Here is a 15,956-nt window from a genome sequence, read left to right as displayed (position 1 = left end):
CGGCTACTGCTGCGGCTGGACCGGAGTCGTGGCGAGGATGTCGACGACGAACACGAGGCTCTCGTCCTGCAGCTCGTGCCCCTCGCTCGCACCGTAGCCATCGGACGGCGGCATGACGACGAGAACCTGCGAACCGACCTTCTGACCCTCGAGCGCCTTCTGGAACCCGGCGACGACTCCCGTGGTCTGGAACTGCGCCGGGGCGGCGTCGCGGCTCCAGCTGGAGTCGAACTCCTCGCCGTCGGACCACTTCACGCCGAGGTACTGGACGACCACGAGGTCGCCGGACGCGACCGTCGCACCGTCGCCCTGCTTGAGGACGGAGACCTTCGTCTCGGTCGGCGCGTCGCCGTCCGGGATCGTGACGGTCGGCTTGCCGTCGTCGTCGAGCTCGACCTCGGGCATGCCGGCGGTCGGCTCGACGGGCTCACCGGTCGCGACCTCGGGGAGTCGGTCGACGGCCTCCGCGTAGACGACGATGTTGCTCTGCCCCTCACCGAGCGCGCTGCCGGGGATGGCGAGGACGACGCGGGATCCGACCGGCTCGCACTCCAGCGCGGCGACGAACAGCGACGACTGGTTCGGGTCGAGGAGCACGGGGAGCGTGCCGTCCTCGCCGCGCGCCGACGAGTCGACCACGTCGCCGCTGGCGGCATCGACGATCTGGTACTGGACGGAGACGAGGTCGTTCGCCGCGAGGTCATCCCCGTCGCCCTCGGACACGACGGTCCGCTCGACGTTCGCGAACTCCGCATCGGCGGGAACCGTGATCTTGGCGTCGAGACCCTCGCCGTCCACCTCGATGCCGTCGGAGGTGTCGCCGGCCTTCGCGTTCACGAGGCACTGGCTCGAGCCGGAGGCGTCCGGGGAGGAGGTGCTCTGCGGATCGCCGTTCCCGGAGCAGCCCGCCAGCAGCAGGGTCGCCGCAGCGACGGTGGACAGGACGAGCAGCGGACGGGTGCGCACAGGAAGACCTCACGATCGCGGGCGGGAGCTTCCATCCTGCCTCATCGCCCTTTGCTCGCGCTGGGAAGCGGCGGCGCGAGTCTTCATTCCCATGTCGGCATGGATCCGGGAGTAGCCTGCTCTGATGAGCTCTGAGCAGTCCGTGGACCCCGAAACCCCCTCAGAGGACTCCCCGAAGCCCCGGCACGCCGGCTTCACCTACACCCTGGGCCGCAGCCTCATCGCCCCGCTCGCCCGGCTCGTCTACCGGCCGCACATCGAAGGACGCGAGCACGTCCCGACCACCGGCCCGGTGATCTTCGCCAGCAACCACCTGTCGTTCATCGACTCCATCGCCATCCCCGTGGCGGCCCCGCGTCCCGTGCACTTCCTCGCCAAGTCGAGCTACTTCGAGGGCACGGGCCTGAAGGGCTGGGCGTCCAAGACGTTCTTCGAGGCGATCGGTGCGATCCCGGTCCGCCGCGGCGCCGGCCAGGCGGCTCTCGACGCTCTCGACCTGCAGCGTCAGCTCCTCGACGAGGGTCTCGCCGTCGCGCTGTACCCCGAGGGCACCCGCTCCACCGACGGCCGGCTGTACAAGGGCCGCACGGGCGTTGCGTTCCTCGCCCTGCAGACGGGCGCCCCCGTCGTCCCCGTGGGACTCATCGGCACAGACAAGGTGATGCCGGTCGGCGCCAAGATGCCCACGCTGTCCGAGCGGATCACCGTGCGCTTCGGGGAGCCCCTGGATCTGTCCTCGCACGGACCGGCCACGAGCGGCCGCGCGCGCCGACTCGCGACCGACGAGATCATGGCCGCGATCCATGCCCTCTCCGGTCAGGAGCTCGCGGGCACCTACAACGAGGCGCCGGCACAGAACACGATCGAGAAGATCAAGCAGGCGCTCCCGCACGAGCGCCGCTGAGCGACCCGTTCAGCCGGCGGCCGTCACCGTCGCCTCGTGCCGGACGGGGAAGTTGACCGAGTTGGCGATGAAGCACCACTCGTTCGCCTGGGCGTGCGCCCGCTCGGCCGCCTCGATCATCGACGGCTCGGCGACGACGACCTCGGGTCGCAGCAGCACCTCGACGAAGGACCCGCCGCCGGCGCCGTTCTCACGCATCACGCCGCTCGCGGTGTCGCGATAGGACACGACCACCACGCCGGCCGTCACGCACGCGTGCAGATAGGACAGCAGGTGGCACTCCGAGAGCGAGGCCAGCAGGAGGTCCTCCGGATTCCAGCGCGACGGATCGCCGCGGAAGGGCTTGTCGGACGACGCGAGCAGCTCGGGCTTCCCCTCGACCTCGATCGTGACGTCACGGCGGTAGTCGCGGTAACCGCTCGTGCCGGACCCGGTGTTGCCGGTCCAGGTGGAGGTGAGGGCGTAGCGGTGCTCGCCGAGGGGCCGGGGAGTCGTCTGCTCTGGCATGCGCCCAGTCTGCCAGGCGGCGCCGACACCCGGGCTCTGTGCTCGACGGAGGCGAGCCGCACCCGCCGGTAGAGTTGTCGGGTGCTGGAGACTCTCACCGTTCAGGATTCCGTCGAACTCGCCGTCGTGGAGCGGAGCGGCTTCATCGAGTCGCGTCATGCCGGGGCGGCTGTCGTGCTGTCGCCCGAGGGCGAGGTGGTCGCGCGGCATGGGAACGCGGAGGCGTTGATCCTCCCCCGCTCCAGCCTGAAGCCCCTGCAGGCGGTCGCCTGCCTCACGGCGGGCGCGGTGCTCGAGGGCGAGCAGCTGGCTCTGTCCACCGCCAGCCATTCCGGAACCGACCGGCACGCCGAGGTCGTGCGCGAGATGCTCACCGCCGGCGGCCTCAACGAGGACGACCTCGCGTGTCCTCCCGCGTGGCCGAGCGACTCCGCGACCCGCGACGAGATGGTGCGGGAACACGGCCAGGAGGCGCGCGTCCGGATGAACTGCTCCGGCAAGCACGCCGCCATGCTCCGCGCCTGCATCGCGACCGGCTGGCCGACCGACGGCTACCTCGACCCGGCGCACCCGCTCCAGGCTCACATCCGCGACGTCATCGAGCGGCTGACCGGAGAGAAGATGGCCCACACCGCGATCGACGGCTGCGGCGCCCCGGTGTACGCCCTCACCCTCACGGGCCTGGCCCGTGCCATCCATCGCATCGGAACCGCTTCCGAGCGCTCCCCCTTCGCACTGCACCGCGTGGCCGGCTCTCTGGTGAAGGCGGTACGTGAGAACCCCTGGACCATCGACGGCCCCGGGCGCCCCGACACGATCGCGATCGAACGCCTCGGCGTCTTCGCCAAGGGCGGCGCGGAGGGCGTCATGGTGATGGTGGCTCCGAACGGGACGACGGTCGCGCTCAAGATGCTGGACGGCGGCGCTCGCGCGTCGACCATCGTCGCCGCGACTCTGCTGGCGCGTGCCGGCGGCCTCAGCGAGGCCGACGTGACCGCGCTGGCCGAGGCCCTGCCGCTCGCGGTGCTCGGTGGCGGCTCCCGCGTCGGCGTCATCCGGCCGGGCGCGGGTATCTGACCGCACATCGGCGGCACGGGACCCGTGTACCGCGGTCGGGTGGTCAGCGACGCCCCAGAGCATCGATGACCACACGCCGGGGTGCGCGGTCGCCGATCACGGACCACGCGCGTCCGGCGTCGGGTCGGGCGTACGGCGGGCGAGCGCGGATGCCGACGAGCTGACGCAGCTCGCTGGGCCGCTCCGCCCGGATGAGCACCTCCCCGTGCGACCGCACCCGCTGCCACAGCGCCCAGTGACGTTGCCAGCCCTCGGCATCGGCGACGAGCACGAGCGGCTTGCCGTTCCCACCCGTCTCGGGACCCGCGGCCTGCACGTCCCACTCCGGGTGCGCCGAGGCCAGCGTCTCGACGACCGACGCCGCGCCCGGGGTGACCAACGCCGTCACCTCCCCGGCCGGCGCCCAGGCCGGCACCCCCTCTCGAAGCGTGTGCACCGGCCGCACGGGCATGCGCTCGGTATCGACCCACGCGAACTGCATCTCCCGCTCCTCGAGCACTGCCCGCCCCGGCGGACGGTCGCGTCGGAAGGCCGCCAGCTCGCCACCGGCGGCGAGGTGCTCGACCCGGGTGGGCATCCGGAGCACCGCCCGTCGCGGAAGCGCATCGAACACGCGCGCCAGGGGGCCCACGGCCCGACTCGCCGCCAGCACCCAGGTGACGGCCACCTTCGACCGCACGAGGTGCTCCCAGCGCTGGACGAAGTCCTGACCGTCTTCGAGAGGCAGCGCCGCATGGAGAGCGTCGAGGTCGTCGGCGAGCACGACGTCGGACGGAGCGGCGTCCCCCTCCGTCCACGCGAGGAGCTGATCGACGGCGCTCTCGAGGTCATCAGGGAACCACGTGCATTGCGAATACTGCGCGGCGATCACGCGCAGCGCTGCCGTCCTGCCGGTCCCCGGAGCGCCGAGCACGGCGATGCCGCGCTCGCGCCCCGGACGCAGGACCTCCAGCGGCTGTGCCTGGTGGTCGGGGTCGTCGGCGCGTCCGAGCACGATCAGGGGCCCCTCCTCGGTTCTCCTGTCGCCCGTCCTCGACCCGGCTCGCAGCGTCCCGAGCGGCAGGCACGTGGGGAGGGCCGGGCGCCACGGCGGTGCGGACGGGGTCGTTCCGGACCATCGCTCCTCGATGCGACGGATGTGCTCGTCATCCGCGAGCGCTGTGCGCACGGGGTGGGGCTCCTCGTCCTGGGGGCGTCGGAGCAGCGCCCGACCGCGCCCGTCCGCGCCTCCGGGCAGATCCGCCGCTCCCCCGGTCCCGATCACCGCTCGGCTGTCGGCGGCCTCCGCGACGCGGAGGCTGATCCGCAGCGGGCAGTTCGTCGCAAGAGCGTCACGGATGACGCCGGCGGCACGCTGGGTGCCCAGGATCAGGTGCATGCCCAGCGCACGCCCCCGCGCCGCGACATCGGTGAAGACCGCCGCCAGCTCCGCGTGATCCTGTAGCAAGGCGGCGAACTCGTCGACGACGATGACCAGACGGGGCAGGTCGGTCTCGCGCACGTCCCGGGCGCCCATCGCGGCAAGGGCTGCCTCGCGACGCCGCATCTCGGCGGCGAGGCTGGCGACCCCGCGTCGCGCCTCCGTCTCGTCGAGGTCGGTGATGACACCGACCACCTGCGGCAGACCGCGCAACCGGTCGAAAGCCGTTCCTCCTTTGAAGTCCGCGAGGAGGAAGCTCACCCGGTCAGGGCCGTGTCCCGCGCAGACCGCGACGACCCAGCTGACGAGGAGCTCGCTCTTGCCCGTGCCCGTCATCCCCGTCACGATGGCATGCGGACCGTCCTCGACGATGTCGGCTCCCACGGGCGCGCCATCCCTCCCGGTGCCCAGCGCGACGCGGAGGCCCGGCCCCGCCGGCGGCTGCGGAAGGTCTCGCAGGGCTGTCGCGGTGACGGCGGGTCCCTCCCCGTCCCCCGCGCCGCACAGCTCCGCCGCGGCCGATGCCTGGGCGGACGAGAGGAACTCCACGGCGAGGTCGGCCTGGCCGTCCGCCGTCCGCAGCGTGGCCGCGCCCGGTTCCTCGATGTCGATCACCGTCGTGATGCCCTCCGGGACCTCGGCGCCGGACGGAACGGTCCAGATCACGGCATCCGCACCTGCCCCCGCCCCGCCGGCCGAACCGGAGGCGAGAGCGAGACGGAATCCGCCGCGTCGGGCCCGCTGCGCATGCGGAAGCGCTCGGAGCGCCCGGTCGCACCCCTCGTCGCCGACGAGGGACAGCACGCTCGGCGAGAAGCGCAGGCAGAGCTGGATCACGAGAGCGCGAGCTGCGGCCTGCACGAGCGGCTCCCGGCCGCGGAGACACACCCCGCGGCCGAGGGCGACGACCCACGGCGCGTCCTCCAACACCGCGCAGCGGCGGCGGAAGGACTGAGCACGGGCGTCGTCACCGCCTTCGCAACGCACCCCGCTCGCCCGGGATCCGCGTCCCACCACGAGCGAGGTGTCGTCGCCCGGTGGTCGGGCATCCCGCAACGGTCGGTCGCGGATGCAGGATGCCGCATCCGGATGACGGCGCTCCACCTGCGCCCGCTCCTGCGCGTGGCGACGATGCAACTCGGCCTCGATGTCGGCCCACGCGGTGCTCACCCTGAGCGCGTCGGCCTTCCGTTCCCGGCGGCGCCCCCGGGCCGTGTCGAGGAGAGAAGCGCCCAGCATCAGGGGACCGAGAGCCGCGAACCACAGCGCGTGCACCGCCCCCGTGGTGATCCAGAGCGCGAGGCCGGCCGCCACGGGGACGACCGCGGCGACGAGGGGAAGCGGGCGGCGGCGGAGCGGTGCCGATGCGGACGGCAGGAGGAGGGGCGAAGGGTCCATGCCCCCAGTGCATCCCGCCCCCGGTGCCGATGCGGCCTCTCCACAGGCTGCGCGGCGCTACTCCGCGGAGTCGTCGGATGGGGAGGAGGAGTCGTCGGGTTCGTCGACCTGCAGGACGATCACCGTGACGTTGTCGCGGCCCCCGTTGTCGAGTGCCGCGGCGAGCATCGCGTCGACGCTCTCGGCCGGGTCGGCGTGGGCCCGGAGGAAGTGCTGGATGCCATAGTCCGTGAGCTCTTTCGTGAGACCGTCGGAGCAGATGACGAACCGGTCTCCCGGGCGCACGTCGATGGTGATGTAGTCCGGCGCCGTGAGTTCGCTCGCGCCCACGGCACGGGTGATCACGTTGCTGTAGGGGTGTCCCTCGGCTTCTTCCGGGCTGAGCTTGCCGGCGGCGATGAGCTCCTGCACGACGGAGTGATCGGTCGTGACCTGCAGCAGCCGATCGTCGCGCAGGAGGTAGACGCGGGAATCGCCGATGTTCAGCGCCACCCAGTGCGGTTCGCCGTCGCGCTCTTCCAGGTACACACCGGTGAGCGTGGTACCCGTGCCCTCATCGGTGGTGTCGGGGTGCCCGGCGATGTCGTCCACGGCGAGAGCGAGCGCCTTCTCGATCGAAGACGGAGAGACCTCGTCGGCGTCCACCACCGCACGCAGTCGGGTGACCGTGCTCTGACTGGCGATCTCGCCACCGGCGTGGCCACCCATGCCGTCCGCGACGATGAACAGCGGGTACTCGGCGAGCAGAGCGTCCTGATTCGTCTCCCGGCGTCGCCCCTGGTCGGTGACCCCGGCCCAGGACAGCAGCAACGGACGATGCGCAACCGTGACGGTGTGCGTCTTGGTCTCAGCCACGAACTGCCTCCGATGGACCTGCGGCGAATGGGGCGGGCGCAGGATACTCACACATCGTAGTGGAACTCGCTCTCCTGCTCCGCACCGGCGTCTCTGTGAACGGGGCGCGGGACGAAAGGAGGAGAGTGAACGGCCCTCCGGTGCGACGAGTCCATGCCTCCACGTTAGCGGCATGTCGGGGCGTGCCGGCACCACGGACGCGAAGAACCCCCGGTCCGGAGACCGGGGGTTCTTCCACCGTCGTCACGCAGGAGGCTGCGTGGGATCGTTCGGCGTGGTCGGCGGAGCCGGAGGCGCCGCGGGCGGAGCCGTCGGAGGCGCGGGAGGCGTGGTGGGCGGAGCCGCGGGCGGAGCCGGCGGAGTGGTGGGCGGCACCGGAGGGATCGGCGCTCCCGTCGCCGGAGCGGTCGGCGCGGCCGGCGGTGCGTAGCCCGGAGCGGCGGGCGGGGTGTACGGCTGCGTCGGAGGCGCGTACCCCTGCGGAGGGGTGCCGTAGCCCTGCGGAGCACCGTACCCCTGGGGCGCGCCGTAGCCCTGCTGCGGCGCGGCCGCGGCGGGCTGGACGGGGATGCCGTCCCAGACCGTGCGGTCGCCGAGGAAGCCGTTGCCCGCCCAGGACGCCGGCTGGATGTTCGGGTTCCAGCGCGACTTGTCGAAGGCGTTGATGCCGAGCCAGACGACGGCGAGGAAGACGTAGAGGACGACCCAGACGGCGTCCTTCTGGAGCTTGAGACCGACGCGCCACGCGGCGATGGCCGAGAGCACCCCGAGGGCGAGCGAGAACAGGAAGCCGATGCCGATCCAGCTCAGCAGCGCGGCACCCGCGATGCCGTAGAGGACCAGCCACGGGCTCAGGTCGCCGAGCTTGAAGAAGATCATGGAGTTGTAGACCGGCACCCAGGCGCGCCAGTTCCCCTGGACTCCGGCCTTCTGGAAGATCTTCATGTAGAAGAGCGACACCAGGACGTATCCGGCGACCGCGATCAGCAGAATGACGAAGAAGTAGGCGAAGAGCAGGCCGAGATAGCCCGCTCCGTAGTCGTCGTAACCCATGAGGCTCACATTCTCTGGTCAGGGGAGACGGCTTTCGTCCCCCACCACGAGACTCCCCGCCTCGCATTGGACATGGTAGCGGTGCACTCAGGGGGCAGCAACGACCGCCGGAGGCGATTCGCCGGGCTCGGGGCGACCGTCAGTCGGCGACGACCAGCTCGACCTCGCCGGGCACCGCACCGTCCCGGAGCACGAAGTCATGCGCCTGGGCCCACCGCTGCAGGGCGCGAAGCGAACCCAGCCGCGGACGCTCCTCCGCCAGCGCCCGCACGAGCAGGCCCTTGCTCTTCTTGTTGAAGTGGTTCAGGGCTCTCCCCTGCTCCGTGACGACCCGCACGTACGCCGACGACACCGCGCTCGGAACCGGACCGAGCGCCGCGTAGGCCTCGCTGCGCAGATCGAGGACGAACGCCGGGGCGTCGGCCGCGATCGCCGCCGTCGTCGGATCGGCCCAGTGGCGGCGGAGCGGCGCCACTCCGGGCAGCGCCGTGCCGGCGGCGAGCCGATACGTCGGAATCCCGTCCAAGGCGGCGACGGGGCCGAACGGGGCGCTGTGGATCCACACATGGGCATCCAGCCAGCGCCGAGACGCGGTGGACAGCGACGCCGCGTCGAGGGCGTCGAACAGCACCCCGGTGTAGCGGTCCACCGCGGGCATCGTGGAGGAGGTCCGCAGGGCCCGGTTGTGCGCGACGTCTCCCCGCTGCCGCTCGCTGAGCTTGAGCACCCGCCGGGCGGCGTCCTCGTCGTCCGCGAGAGCGACGAGGGCGTCGATCACGGCATCCCGTTGGGGGGCGAGGCCGGGAAGAGCCAGCGCCGACACGTCCAGCGGCCCGCCGTCACCGCCCTCGCGCTTGGTCTCGGACGGCGGAAGCAGGATCTTCATAGCACCTCGGGGAAAAGAGACGCGTCCGCCTCGGCACCCGGGCAGGGTGTCGAGGCGGACGCGATGTACAGGAGTGTCAGGAGATGAGTGCCGCGTTGCCGGCCACGATCGTCAAGACGTCGCCCTCCATGGAGAGGAATCCGTCCTGCGCGTTCGCCAGCACCTTGGCGCCATCCGTCTGGGTGATCCGGACCTGGCCCTCGGCGAGGATGGCCAGCACCGGCTCGTGACCGGACATGAAGCCGATCTCGCCCTCGACGGTCTTGGCGACCACGAGGCTCGCCTCTCCCGTCCAGACCTCCGCGTCGGCGGAGACGAGGCTGACGTGCAGCGCCATGGTCAGGCGTTCTCCTTCTGGATCTGCGCCCAGCGCTCCTCCACGTCGGAGATGCCACCGACGTTGAAGAAGGCCTGCTCGGCGACGTGGTCGAAGTCACCGCGGGTGATCGCATCGAACGACTCGATGGTCTCCTTCAGCGGCACGGTCGAGCCCTCGACGCCCGTGAACTTCTTCGCCATGTAGGTGTTCTGCGAGAGGAACTGCTGGATGCGACGTGCACGCGACACGACGATCTTGTCTTCCTCGGAGAGCTCGTCGACACCGAGGATGGCGATGATCTCCTGCAGCTCCTTGTTCTTCTGGAGGATCTGCTTGACCGTGGTGGCCACGCGGTAGTGGTCCTCGCCCAAGTAGCGGGGGTCCATGATGCGGGACGTCGAGGTCAGCGGGTCGATGGCCGGGTACAGACCCTTCGACGCGATCTCACGCGAGAGCTCGGTCGTCGCGTCGAGGTGCGCGAAGGTCGTGGCCGGAGCCGGGTCGGTGTAGTCGTCGGCCGGCACGTAGATCGCCTGCAGCGAGGTGATCGAGTGACCGCGCGTCGAGGTGATGCGCTCCTGGAGGAGGCCCATCTCGTCGGCGAGGTTCGGCTGGTACCCCACGGCGGAGGGCATGCGGCCCAGCAGCGTGGAGACCTCGGAACCTGCCTGCGTGAAGCGGAAGATGTTGTCGATGAAGAGCAGCACGTCCTGCTTCTGCACGTCACGGAAGTACTCCGCCATCGTCAGAGCCGACAGGGCGACGCGCAGACGCGTCCCCGGCGGCTCGTCCATCTGGCCGAAGACGAGGGCGGTCTTGTCGAAGACGCCCGCCTCCTCCATCTCGTGGATGAGGTCGTTGCCCTCACGGGTGCGCTCACCGACACCGGCGAACACCGACACACCACCGTGGTCCTGCGCGACGCGCTGGATCATCTCCTGGATGAGGACGGTCTTGCCGACGCCGGCACCACCGAAGAGACCGATCTTTCCACCCTGCACGTACGGGGTGAGGAGGTCGATCGACTTGATGCCCGTCTCGAACATCGTGGTCTTCGACTCGAGCTGGTCGAAGTTCGGGGCCTTGCGGTGGATGGGCCAGCGCTCCGTGACCTCGATGGTCTCACCGGGCTCGCCGTTGAGGACCTCGCCGATCACGTTGAAGACCTTGCCCTTGGTGATGTCACCGACGGGGACCGAGATGGCCTCACCGGTGTCACGCACCTCCTGACCGCGGACGATGCCGTCGGTCGGCTTCAGGGCGATGGCGCGGACCAGGTCGTCGCCGAGGTGCTGCGCGACCTCGAGCGTGATCTCGGTGGACTCCTCGCCGATCGTGATCGTCGTCTTCAGCGCGTTGTAGATGTCGGGGATCGAGTCGTGCGGGAACTCGATGTCGACAACCGGACCGTTGACGCGGGCGACGCGCCCGACGACCGCGGTCGCCGGCTGCTCAGCCGTGGCGGTGGTGGTCATTTCTTCGTCTCTTTCCTGAGGGTCTGTCAGCTCGATGCGAGAGCGTCGGCGCCACCGACGATCTCGGCGATCTGCTGGGTGATCTCGGCCTGACGCGCGTTGTTGCGCAGGCGGGTGTAGTCGGTGATGAGCTTGTCGGCGTTGTCGCTGGCCGACTTCATCGCCTTCTGCGTCGCGGCCTGCTTGGCGGCGGACGACTGCAGGAGGGCGTTGAAGACGCGGCTCTGGATGTACACCGGCAGGATCGCGTCGAGCACCGTCTCGGCGTCGGGCTCGAACTCGTACAGCGGGTAGACGGTGCTGCCCGCCTCCGAGTCGTCGGCCTCCGCGATCTCCAGCGGCAGCAGGCGCACGGACTCCGGCGACTGCGTCATCATGCTGACGAAGCGGTTGTACACGAGGTGGATCTCGTCGACGCCGCCGTCCTCTCCCCCACGGTTGAAGGCCTCGAGAAGCGTCTGCGAGATCTCCTCCGCCGTGTGGAATGAGGGGGTGTCGGTGTCGCCGGTCCACTCTGCAGCGGCCTCGATACGACGGAACTGGAAGTACCCGACGGCCTTGCGGCCCACGAGGTAGAACACCGGCTCCTTGCCCTGCTCGCGCAGGAGCTCCGCGACCTCGAGACCCTCACGGAGGATCTGCGAGTTGAAGGCTCCGGCGAGGCCGCGGTCCGACGAGAAGATCACGACCGCGGAGCGGCGGATCGTCTCGGGCTCGCGGGTGAGCGGGTGGTCGACGTTCGAGTGCGTCGCGACGGCGGACACAGCCCTCGTCACGGCCCGCGCGAAGGGGGTGGACGCCTTGACGCGTGCCATCGCCTTCTGGATGCGCGAAGCCGCGATGAGTTCCATCGCCTTCGTGATCTTCTTGGTCGTCTGAGCAGAAGAGATCTTCTGCTTGTAGACCCTGAGTTGAGCGCCCATGAATCAGTACCTCACGCGATTACGCGCGACGACCCTTGACGATCTTCTCCTGGTTGACGTCCTCGGCCTCGGCCGCAGCGTGCTCCTCGTGACCAGGGGCGCCGATGGCGTGGCCCTTGCCGCCCTGGAACTCCAGGAGGAAGTTGTCGGTCTGCTTGTCGAGCTCGGCGACGGTGGCGTCGTCCAGCACGTTCGTCTCCCGAAGCGTGTCGAGCACCTTGGTGTTGCGACGCAGGTAGTCGAGCAGCTCGCGCTCGAAGCGGAGCACGTCCTCGACCTCGATCGAGTCGAGCTTGCCGTTGGTGCCGGCCCAGATCGAGACGACCTGCTCCTCCACCGGGTACGGCGAGTACTGCGGCTGCTTGAGCAGCTCGGTCAGACGGGCACCGCGCGAGAGCTGACGGCGCGACGCGGCGTCGAGGTCCGAGGCGAACATCGCGAACGCCTCGAGCGAGCGGTACTGCGCCAGCTCCAGCTTCAACGTTCCGGAGACCTTCTTGATCGACTTCACCTGGGCGTCACCACCGACACGCGACACCGAGATACCCACGTCGACCGCGGGACGCTGGTTGGCGTTGAAGAGGTCGGACTGGAGGAAGATCTGGCCGTCGGTGATCGAGATCACGTTGGTCGGGATGTACGCCGAGACGTCGTTCGCCTTGGTCTCGATGATCGGGAGACCCGTCATCGAGCCGGCACCGAGCTCGTCGGACAGCTTCGCGCACCGCTCGAGCAGACGCGAGTGCAGGTAGAAGACGTCGCCAGGGTAGGCCTCGCGGCCCGGCGGGCGGCGGAGCAGCAGGGAGACGGCACGGTAGGCCTCGGCCTGCTTCGACAGGTCGTCGAAGATGATCAGGACGTGCTTGCCGCCGTACATCCAGTGCTGGCCGATGGCCGAACCGGTGTACGGAGCGAGGTACTTGAAGCCGGCGGGGTCGGACGCCGGAGCCGCCACGATGGTGGTGTACTCCAGAGCGCCGGCCTCTTCGAGCGCGCCCTTCACCGAAGCGATGGTCGAGCCCTTCTGACCGATGGCGACGTAGATGCAGCGGACCTGCTTGTTGACGTCGCCGGACTCCCAGTTGGCCTTCTGGTTGATGATCGTGTCGATCGCGATGGCCGTCTTGCCGGTCTGACGGTCGCCGATGATGAGCTGGCGCTGGCCGCGGCCGACCGGGATCATCGCGTCGATGGCCTTGATACCGGTCTGCATGGGCTCGTGGACCGACTTGCGCTGCATGACGCCGGGGGCCTGGAGCTCGAGCTCGCGGACTCCCTCGGTCGCGATCGCGCCGAGGCCGTCGATCGGGTTGCCGAGCGGGTCGACGACGCGGCCGAGGTAGCCGTCACCGACCGGGACGGAGAGGACCTCACCCGTGCGGGTGACTTCCTGACCGGCCTCGATGCCGGTGAAGTCGCCGAGGACGACGACGCCGATCTCGTGCTCGTCGAGGTTCAGCGCGAGACCCTTGGTGCCGTCGGCGAAGGTCACGAGCTCGTTCGCCATGACGCCGGGAAGTCCCTCGACGTGAGCGATGCCGTCGGCGGCGTCGATGACGGTGCCGACCTCGGTCGCCGCGGCCCCGGTGGGCTCGTACGCGGCGGCGAAATCCTTCAGCGCGTCACGGATGACGTCGGGGCTGATCGATAGTTCTGCCATTGTCTTCCCTTTGTATCTGGGTGCGCGGTTCCCCGCGCGAAGTCGTGTTAGCCCGCGAGCTTCTGGCGAAGGTCGGCGAGTCGTGCGGAGATGCTGCCGTCGATGACGTCATCGGCGATCTGCACGCGCAGGCCTCCGACGACGGTGGGGTCGATGACGACATTGAGGGACACCTGGCCGCCGTATCGCTGCGAGAGCGTCTGGCCGAGTCGCGTGCGCTGGGCGTCGCTGAGCTCGGTCGCGGTGTGCACCGTGGCCACGAGGCGGCCGCGCTGGCTCGAGACGATGCGCATCGCCCGGCTCAGCAGCTGCCGCACCCGGCGCTCGCGCGGCTGACGCACGAGGGACGTGACGATGAGGGCCGTCGGAGCGCTGGCGGAGGCGTCGGCGAGGAGACGCTCGACCAGGGTGGCCTTCGCGTCCTCTCCCCCGAGCCGGCTGCCGAGAGCGAGTTCGAGCTCCGGGTTCGCCGCGATCACGCGCGAGAAGCCGAAGAGCTCTCCCTCGATGTCCGCGCCGGGCTCGGCGATGGTCGCCGCCCGGATCGCGAGCTCTTCGAGGCCGTCGATCAGCTCGGACGCGTTCGACCAGCGCTCGGCGACCGCGGTGCGCAGGATGCCCTGCGTCGCGGAGCCGTACTGCCCGAACACGGCGGACACGACGTTCTGCCGCGCCGTGGCCGGAGCCGAGGGGTCAGCCAGCGCGCCGCTCAGCTGAGACGATTCGCCCACGGCCCGCGCGGCCGCGAACAGCTCGCGCGCGGTCTCGAGGGTGATGTCCTTCGCTGCGGCAAGCGCCTGAGTGGATGCCGCGAGTGCCTGAGCGGTCGCGCTGCCCATTACGACTGCCCGCCCGGTACCTGAGCCTGTCGAAGGTCGGATGCTTCGAGATCGGCGAGGAAGCGGTCGACCACGGCGGCCGCGCGAGCGTCGTCGGAGAGCGTCTCGCCGACCACGCCGCCGGCGAGGTCGAGAGCGAGCGAGCCGACCTCGCTGCGCAGCGAGACGAGAGCCGTCTGGCGCTCGGCCTCGATCTGCGTGTGCGCGGTGGCGGTCAGACGCGCGGCCTCGCTGGCTGCGGTCTCCTTCGCCTCGGCGATGATCTTCTTGCCGTCCTCACGGGCGGCCTCACGGATCTCACCGGCCTCGGTGCGTGCCTCGGCGAGCTGCCGGGTGTACTCCTCGAGAGCCGCTTCCGCCTGCTTCTGCGCCTCATCGGCCTTGGCGATGTTGCCCTCGATGGCGGCGGACCGCTCGTCGAGCATCTTCGTCAGACGGGGAAGGGCGACCTTCCACACGACGGCGAGGATGATGAGGAACCAGAAGCCCGACCAGATGATGTCGTACCACGCGGGGATCAGCGGGTTGTTCGCCGCCTCACCCTCAGCCGCGAGGTTCGTGACAAGAGCGTTCAGCATCCTGTCTCCTTCAGAAGTCGGTGGGGATTACGGGAAGGGGATGAATCCGACGGCGATGCCGACGAACGCAAGCGCCTCGGTGAAGGCGATACCGATCCACATGAGGACCTGCAGGCGACCGGCCAGCTCGGGCTGACGGGCGACGCCCTCGATGGTCTTGCCGACCACGATGCCCACACCGATGGCCGGGCCGATGGCCGCGAGGCCGTAGCCGACCGCCGCGAGGTGGCCGTTGATTTCAGCGAGAACCGTAGTTGCGTCCACGGGTTTTTCCTTTCGTTGGGTGGGTGGGCTGTTGCCCGCCCGCTCAGTGCTCTTCTGCGACCGCGAGCTGGATGTAGACCGCGGTGAGGACGGTGAAGACGTAGGCCTGCAGGACGGCGACCAGGATCTCGAAGAGAGTGAAGGCGCCGCCGAAGGCGAGGGTTCCGATACCGAGGGCAGCCCAGCCGCCACCCGCGGTGAAGAAGAAGAACTGGGTCGCCGCGAAGCAGAGGACCAGGATCATGTGGCCGACGACGAGGTTCATCAGCAGTCGCAGGGTGAGGGTCACCGGGCGGATGATGAACGTCGAGATGAGCTCGATCGGCGTGACGATGAAGTAGACCGGCCACGGCACGCCCGACGGGAAGAGCGCGTTCTTGAAGAAGTTCTTCGGGCTCTTCTTGATGCCGGCGTAGATGAACGTGACGTAGCTGACCACGGCGAGCGTGAGCGGCACCGCGATGATCGCCGTTCCCGGCATGTTCAGGAACGGGATGATGCCCGTGATGTTCATGAACAGCACCATGAAGAAGATCGTGGTGAGGATCGGCAGGAAGCGGTCGCCGTCCTTGCGGCCCAGCAGGTCGTGGGCGATGCCGCCGCGGACGAAGCCGAGGCCCATCTCGACGAGGCTCTGGAAGCGGCCGGGCACGACCTTCATACGGCGGGTGCCGAGCCAGAGGATCAGGACGACGGCGATCACCGAGAGCAACTGGATCAGGTGGATCCGGTTGACCGGGATGGGTCCGACGTGGAAGAGGATCTCCGGGAAGAACTCATCGATCGAAGGGCCGTGGAACTCGCCATCCGAGGACGCGAGTCGGGGGGTCAG

General features: G+C 69.7%; 16 protein-coding genes. 2 read left to right on the top strand and 14 right to left on the bottom strand.

Annotation, left to right across the window (positions count from 1 at the left end; all coding sequences use genetic code 11):
• Window positions 1-3: 3 nt before the first annotated feature.
• Window positions 4-966 carry an FKBP-type peptidyl-prolyl cis-trans isomerase gene (locus KZC57_RS00190; RefSeq protein ID WP_144880938.1) on the bottom strand — a complete coding sequence of 321 codons (963 nt, stop codon included), beginning with the start codon at window positions 964-966 and terminating at the stop codon, window positions 4-6.
• Between the two features lie 124 nt (window positions 967-1,090).
• Here KZC57_RS00190 and KZC57_RS00185 point away from each other — a divergent pair, with 124 nt between their 5' ends.
• Window positions 1,091-1,870 (top strand): 1-acyl-sn-glycerol-3-phosphate acyltransferase, encoded by a 780-nt coding sequence (locus tag KZC57_RS00185; RefSeq protein WP_217584462.1) that lies wholly within the window; start codon window positions 1,091-1,093, stop codon window positions 1,868-1,870.
• 9 nt (window positions 1,871-1,879) lie between these two features.
• On the opposite strand, the gene KZC57_RS00180 is transcribed toward KZC57_RS00185, so the two are convergent.
• Entirely contained in the window at window positions 1,880-2,377 is a 498-nt protein-coding gene (locus tag KZC57_RS00180; RefSeq protein WP_060922123.1) for an OsmC family protein, read from the bottom strand.
• 81 nt (window positions 2,378-2,458) lie between these two features.
• Here KZC57_RS00180 and KZC57_RS00175 point away from each other — a divergent pair, with 81 nt between their 5' ends.
• Entirely contained in the window at window positions 2,459-3,454 is a 996-nt protein-coding gene (locus KZC57_RS00175) for an asparaginase (protein ID WP_217584461.1), read from the top strand.
• Between the two features lie 43 nt (window positions 3,455-3,497).
• On the opposite strand, the gene KZC57_RS00170 is transcribed toward KZC57_RS00175, so the two are convergent.
• The 12 genes from KZC57_RS00170 to atpB form a co-directional block, all read right to left on the bottom strand.
• On the bottom strand, window positions 3,498-6,272 hold the full coding sequence (locus tag KZC57_RS00170) for an FtsK/SpoIIIE domain-containing protein (protein WP_247640791.1): 2,775 nt from the start codon (window positions 6,270-6,272) through the stop codon (window positions 3,498-3,500).
• A gap of 57 nt (window positions 6,273-6,329) precedes the next feature.
• Entirely contained in the window at window positions 6,330-7,127 is a 798-nt protein-coding gene (locus tag KZC57_RS00165) for a PP2C family serine/threonine-protein phosphatase (RefSeq protein ID WP_060922105.1), read from the bottom strand.
• 243 nt (window positions 7,128-7,370) lie between these two features.
• Window positions 7,371-8,180: a DUF4794 domain-containing protein gene (locus tag KZC57_RS00160; protein ID WP_105949615.1), complete on the bottom strand. Its 810-nt coding sequence runs from the start codon at window positions 8,178-8,180 to the stop codon at window positions 7,371-7,373.
• Window positions 8,181-8,319: 139 nt separating this feature from the next.
• Complete coding sequence (locus KZC57_RS00155) at window positions 8,320-9,066, bottom strand: YaaA family protein (RefSeq protein WP_105949614.1); 747 nt, start codon at window positions 9,064-9,066, stop codon at window positions 8,320-8,322.
• 76 nt (window positions 9,067-9,142) lie between these two features.
• Window positions 9,143-9,403, bottom strand: a complete 261-nt coding sequence (locus KZC57_RS00150; RefSeq protein ID WP_025103153.1) for a F0F1 ATP synthase subunit epsilon — start codon at window positions 9,401-9,403, stop codon at window positions 9,143-9,145.
• A 2-nt stretch (window positions 9,404-9,405) separates the two neighbouring features.
• On the bottom strand, window positions 9,406-10,860 hold the full coding sequence (gene atpD / locus KZC57_RS00145) for a F0F1 ATP synthase subunit beta (RefSeq protein WP_025103152.1): 1,455 nt from the start codon (window positions 10,858-10,860) through the stop codon (window positions 9,406-9,408).
• Between the two features lie 26 nt (window positions 10,861-10,886).
• A complete protein-coding gene (locus tag KZC57_RS00140) occupies window positions 10,887-11,783 on the bottom strand; it encodes a F0F1 ATP synthase subunit gamma (RefSeq protein ID WP_025103151.1) in 897 nt (298 codons plus the stop codon).
• A gap of 19 nt (window positions 11,784-11,802) precedes the next feature.
• Window positions 11,803-13,443, bottom strand: a complete 1,641-nt coding sequence (atpA, locus tag KZC57_RS00135) for a F0F1 ATP synthase subunit alpha (protein ID WP_062634989.1) — start codon at window positions 13,441-13,443, stop codon at window positions 11,803-11,805.
• Between the two features lie 47 nt (window positions 13,444-13,490).
• Window positions 13,491-14,282, bottom strand: coding sequence for a F0F1 ATP synthase subunit delta (locus tag KZC57_RS00130; protein ID WP_105949613.1), 792 nt, complete (start codon window positions 14,280-14,282; stop codon window positions 13,491-13,493).
• Window positions 14,282-14,860 carry a F0F1 ATP synthase subunit B gene (locus KZC57_RS00125; RefSeq protein ID WP_060922506.1) on the bottom strand — a complete coding sequence of 193 codons (579 nt, stop codon included), beginning with the start codon at window positions 14,858-14,860 and terminating at the stop codon, window positions 14,282-14,284. The genes KZC57_RS00130 and KZC57_RS00125 overlap by 1 nt, the downstream gene beginning before the upstream one ends.
• A gap of 27 nt (window positions 14,861-14,887) precedes the next feature.
• On the bottom strand, window positions 14,888-15,124 hold the full coding sequence (gene atpE / locus KZC57_RS00120) for an ATP synthase F0 subunit C (protein ID WP_025103147.1): 237 nt from the start codon (window positions 15,122-15,124) through the stop codon (window positions 14,888-14,890).
• A gap of 43 nt (window positions 15,125-15,167) precedes the next feature.
• Window positions 15,168-15,956 (bottom strand): F0F1 ATP synthase subunit A, encoded by a 789-nt coding sequence (gene atpB / locus KZC57_RS00115; RefSeq protein WP_036292497.1) that lies wholly within the window; start codon window positions 15,954-15,956, stop codon window positions 15,168-15,170.

Source organism: Microbacterium sp. KSW4-4 (genome assembly GCF_023091185.1).
In the GTDB taxonomy this organism is placed as follows: Bacteria; Actinomycetota; Actinomycetes; order Actinomycetales; family Microbacteriaceae; genus Microbacterium; species Microbacterium paraoxydans.
The sequence above is the reverse complement of the archived record's forward strand: the minus strand, read 5'-3'. Positions and strand labels throughout refer to the sequence as shown.

Excerpts from the sequence above, each read along its gene's own strand:
- KZC57_RS00185 (WP_217584462.1), top strand. The coding sequence starts at position 1,091 with ATGAGCTCTGAGCAGTCCGTGGACCCCGAAACCCCCTCAGAGGACTCC.
- KZC57_RS00180 (WP_060922123.1), bottom strand. The coding sequence starts at position 2,377 with ATGCCAGAGCAGACGACTCCCCGGCCCCTCGGCGAGCACCGCTACGCC.
- KZC57_RS00170 (WP_247640791.1), bottom strand. The coding sequence starts at position 6,272 with ATGGACCCTTCGCCCCTCCTCCTGCCGTCCGCATCGGCACCGCTCCGC.
- KZC57_RS00160 (WP_105949615.1), bottom strand. The coding sequence starts at position 8,180 with ATGGGTTACGACGACTACGGAGCGGGCTATCTCGGCCTGCTCTTCGCC.
- KZC57_RS00155 (WP_105949614.1), bottom strand. The coding sequence starts at position 9,066 with ATGAAGATCCTGCTTCCGCCGTCCGAGACCAAGCGCGAGGGCGGTGAC.
- KZC57_RS00150 (WP_025103153.1), bottom strand. The coding sequence starts at position 9,403 with ATGGCGCTGCACGTCAGCCTCGTCTCCGCCGACGCGGAGGTCTGGACG.
- atpD (WP_025103152.1), bottom strand. The coding sequence starts at position 10,860 with ATGACCACCACCGCCACGGCTGAGCAGCCGGCGACCGCGGTCGTCGGG.
- KZC57_RS00140 (WP_025103151.1), bottom strand. The coding sequence starts at position 11,783 with ATGGGCGCTCAACTCAGGGTCTACAAGCAGAAGATCTCTTCTGCTCAG.
- atpA (WP_062634989.1), bottom strand. The coding sequence starts at position 13,443 with ATGGCAGAACTATCGATCAGCCCCGACGTCATCCGTGACGCGCTGAAG.
- KZC57_RS00130 (WP_105949613.1), bottom strand. The coding sequence starts at position 14,282 with ATGGGCAGCGCGACCGCTCAGGCACTCGCGGCATCCACTCAGGCGCTT.
- KZC57_RS00125 (WP_060922506.1), bottom strand. The coding sequence starts at position 14,860 with ATGCTGAACGCTCTTGTCACGAACCTCGCGGCTGAGGGTGAGGCGGCG.